Source organism: Mycobacterium sp. (assembly GCF_049802695.1).
In the GTDB taxonomy this organism is placed as follows: Bacteria; Actinomycetota; Actinomycetes; order Mycobacteriales; family Mycobacteriaceae; genus Mycobacterium.
The window spans coordinates 1-3,502 of record NZ_JBARMY010000172.1 but is presented as its reverse complement, the minus strand read 5'-3'; the positions used below and the strand labels follow the sequence as shown (position 1 = coordinate 3,502).

The 3,502-nt window shown below is 67.7% G+C and carries 4 protein-coding genes and 1 pseudogene; 4 read left to right on the top strand and 1 reads right to left on the bottom strand.

Going from position 1 to position 3,502, the window contains the following annotated elements:
• A pseudogene (locus WA317_RS06955) lies at positions 1–269 on the top strand (hypothetical protein); the annotation flags it as partial.
• A gap of 11 nt (positions 270–280) precedes the next feature.
• Positions 281–652 carry a nuclear transport factor 2 family protein gene (locus WA317_RS06950; protein ID WP_425172336.1) on the top strand — a complete coding sequence of 124 codons (372 nt, stop codon included), beginning with the start codon at positions 281–283 and terminating at the stop codon, positions 650–652.
• 24 nt (positions 653–676) lie between these two features.
• Here the strand turns inward: WA317_RS06950 and trhA are convergent, their stop codons facing one another.
• Positions 677–1,408, bottom strand: a complete 732-nt coding sequence (gene trhA / locus WA317_RS06945) for a PAQR family membrane homeostasis protein TrhA (RefSeq protein ID WP_425172335.1) — start codon at positions 1,406–1,408, stop codon at positions 677–679.
• Positions 1,409–1,542: 134 nt separating this feature from the next.
• Here trhA and WA317_RS06940 point away from each other — a divergent pair, with 134 nt between their 5' ends.
• Positions 1,543–2,331, top strand: a complete 789-nt coding sequence (locus tag WA317_RS06940) for a (2Z,6E)-farnesyl diphosphate synthase (RefSeq protein ID WP_425172337.1) — start codon at positions 1,543–1,545, stop codon at positions 2,329–2,331.
• A 20-nt stretch (positions 2,332–2,351) separates the two neighbouring features.
• Positions 2,352–3,502, top strand: a 1,151-nt coding sequence (locus tag WA317_RS06935; RefSeq protein ID WP_425172334.1) for a hypothetical protein, incomplete at its 3' end; no start/stop codon positions are given.

Sequence of the window (3,502 nt, the reverse complement as noted above, 5' to 3'; positions counted from 1 at the left end):
GGCTGGCGGTGGCCGAAGCCGCCGTGCGTGGTCCGCTGCAGATCGCGGTGGCCTGTGACGAAAAGCGATCGCCGCTGTTGGCCGATGCCCGTCGGCTGGCGCCGGGCGGGGCGATCGTCGTCGGCGGTCCGGCGAACTCCTCGAAGTTACTGGCTGAAAGGGATCGGGTGGCCGGCGCTGACGCCGCTTATGTGTGCCGCGGCAAGGTCTGCGATCTACCGGTTACCACCGGGCCAGAACTGGCGGTCGCGCTCGGTCCGTCGCGGTAGCGTGGGCCAACATGTCGACTGCCGAACACATCGCCGACGTCGTCAACCGATACATCAGCCTGGTGGCCAAGGGCAGCGCCGACGACATGGTCGAGCTCTACGCTGACGACGCCACGGTCGAGGATCCGGTCGGCGGCGAAGTCCACATCGGCCGGCAGGCGATCCACGGCTTTTACTCGGCGATGCAAAGCGTGGAACGGGAGTGCGAGCTGGTGTCGTTACGCGTCGCCGGCAACGAGGCGGCGTTCCAATTCCGGCTGACCGTGAAAGGCGGCGACGGCGGGATGCGGATCGAGCCAATCGACGTCATGGTGTTCAACGAGGACGGCAAGATCGCCGCGATGAAGGCCTACTGGTCAGCGGCGGACGTCACACCGCTGTAAGGGTTGTCGCCGCTCGGGAAAGGTCTAGAAGAAGACCGCAAACCACATGGCGATGTAGTGGCAGATGGCCGCCACCGCGGTGCAGGCGTGGAAGAACTCGTGGTAGCCGAACGTCCTGGGCCACGGGTCGGGCCAGCGCAGACCGTAGAGCAGACCGCCGACGCTGTAGATCACTCCGCCGACGACGAGCAGCGTGAACGCCGCCACCCCGGCACCGTGCAGAATCGTCCCGGTGAACCACACCGCCACCCAGCTCAGCAGCAGGTACAGCGGCACGCCGACCCAGCGCGGCGCCGAGGGCCAGCAGACTTTGAGCAGGGTGCCGGCCAGCGCGCCGCCCCAGACGATCGACAGCACGAGTTTGCCCGCCTGCGGCGGGAAGTTCAGCATCGCGAACGGCGTATAGCTGCCCGCGATGAACACGAAGATCATCGAGTGGTCGAGCCGCTTCATCACGTTACGGGCGCGCGCCGACTTCCAGTGCACGCGGTGGTAGGTGGCGCTGACGGCGAACATCGTCACCGCCGCGGCGGTGTAGATGAAGGTCGCCAACCCGGCCTTCAGACCCACCAGAGGCCAGGACACCGAGATCAGGGCTGCCCCCGCGACGACGGCGACCGCGGCGGAGTAGACGTGGATCCAGCCACGGAACCGCGGCCTGGTCAGTACGTGAGCGAGGTGCTCGCCAATGGTGTCCGCTGAATTGTCCGTCTCGGTCAACACTGGCTGTGGGGCGGTGCTGGTCTGGCCGCTCAAAATCCCTCCCTGGCTGCAGTACCGATGACAGCTACGTCTACCCACCTACGTTACGGAATTAATGGGCGTCTTCCTGTGGTGGCGCGCTGTGAGATTTCCGCTAATTTTCGGCGGTCACAGTAGGCTGGGTGGCCGTGGAAATCATCCCCAGGCGACTCAAGGAGCCGCTGTATCGCGTATACGAGATGCGGCTCCGTCAGGGGTTGGCGGCGTCGAGGCCGGACCTGCCCCGCCACATCGCGGTGTTGTGTGACGGCAACCGGCGCTGGGCCCGTAGCGCGGGGTACGACGACGTCAGTTACGGGTACCGGATGGGTGCCGCCAAGATCGCCGAGATGCTGCGCTGGTGTCAGGAGGCCGGCATCGAGATGGCCACCGTCTACCTGCTGTCCACGGAGAACCTGCAGCGCGACGCCGGCGAACTGGCGGCGTTGATCGAGATCATCACTGATGTCGTCGAGGAGATCTGCGCGCCGGTCAACCGCTGGAGCGTGCGCACGGTGGGGGATCTGGAGCTGATCGGTGAGGAACCGGCCCGACGGCTGCGCGACGCTGTCGGATCGACCTGCAGTGACGGCGGCTTTCACGTCAACGTCGCGGTCGGGTACGGCGGCCGTCAGGAAATCGCGGACGCGGTGCGCGCGCTGCTGGGCAAGGAACTCGCCAACGGTGCCACCAGGGAAGAGCTCGTGGAGTCGGTGACCGTCGACGCGATCGCCCAGAACCTCTACACCTCCGGGCAGCCCGACCCCGACCTGGTCATCCGGACATCCGGTGAGCAGCGGCTGTCCGGGTTCCTGCTGTGGCAGAGCGCCTACTCGGAGATGTGGTTCACCGAGGCGTACTGGCCCGCGTTCCGCCGGGTCGACTTCCTGCGGGCTTTGCGTGACTACAGTTTGCGACACCGCCGTTACGGCACGTAAGTGCGTGCCAAACTGGTCTGATGGCTGCGCCGTCGGCTGTGGTGTTCGTACTGAGCTGGTGGCTGGGGCTCTATCTGCTAGCCCGCGACCCGCGCAAGCCGGTGCTGGTGTTGGCGGCGGTCGGACTATGCAGCTTCGCGAGCGTAGTGGCGCTGGACGCGGTGCGGCTGGTCGGGCACGCTGCGCTGCTCAGCCACCTCGAGATCTACCTGGACGCTGTGCCCGGTGTCGCCTGGTTCGCGGTACTCGTCGAGTTGGCCCGCCCGAGCGACAGCTCGCGGGTGCGCACCGCTCTGCTGGTGACCGGTGTCGGCGCGGTGACTTTACTGGGTGCCGCGCTGGCCGGGGGAGTCGAGGGACCGCTGCGGGCGGGCCACCTGGTGATGCTCGCCGCGATCTCGACGTCCACGCTGGGCGCCATGGTGGCGGCCCTGGCCCGGCCCGCTCAGCACTTGCCCGCGTCCGGGCTGATCGTCCTCGCCACACTGTTTTTCGCGCTTAGTAACGCCATTCTCATCATCCCGCTGGGTCTGGTGCCCAGCTGGCTGGCGTTGGCAGGCACCGGGTTCGACGTCCTCTCGCTCGGTGTGGCGGTGGCGCTGTGGGACGCCTTCGACGAAGGGCAGGCCCTGCGTGCCGACATGCTGCGTTCGTTCGTCGGCAGCGTCGTGGTGGCGGTGCTGTTCGGTGGGCAGGCTCTGGTCGGTGTGGCGGTGACTCGCCGGGAGCACTCGGCGCAGAGCGCGCTGACGGCGCTGCTGTTCAGCATCGTGGCGATCGCGGTCGCGATTCAGGTGCTGGCCGGTCCGCTGGCCGGCGTGCTGGACCGATTGGCGTTCTCCGGATCGCCGGCGCTGCGCGCCGACCGGGCCGCCCTGCGGGGTACGGAAGCGGCGTTGCCGCTGCGGTCGGTGCACTCGCTCGGCGAGGTCGACGACGACACCTTCGCCCGGCTGACTCGCCGGGCGCTCGGCCACTACGGGGACCTGACCAAGCTGATCGCCAGCCCGCTGACGGCGTTACCGGTGATCGATGAGCGGCTGGCTGCCCGCGGGGCGCCCGACCAGCCGTTGGAGCGGGCCAACGAACTCAAAGCCGTGCTGGCCGACGCCATTGCCCGGCTCAAGCCGCGCGACGGCGGCGAATTCGGCACCACTGAGCAGTGGCGGTA

Coding starts and splice junctions, on each gene's coding strand:
- WA317_RS06950 (WP_425172336.1), top strand. CDS start 281: ATGTCGACTGCCGAACACATCGCCGACGTCGTCAACCGATACATCAGC.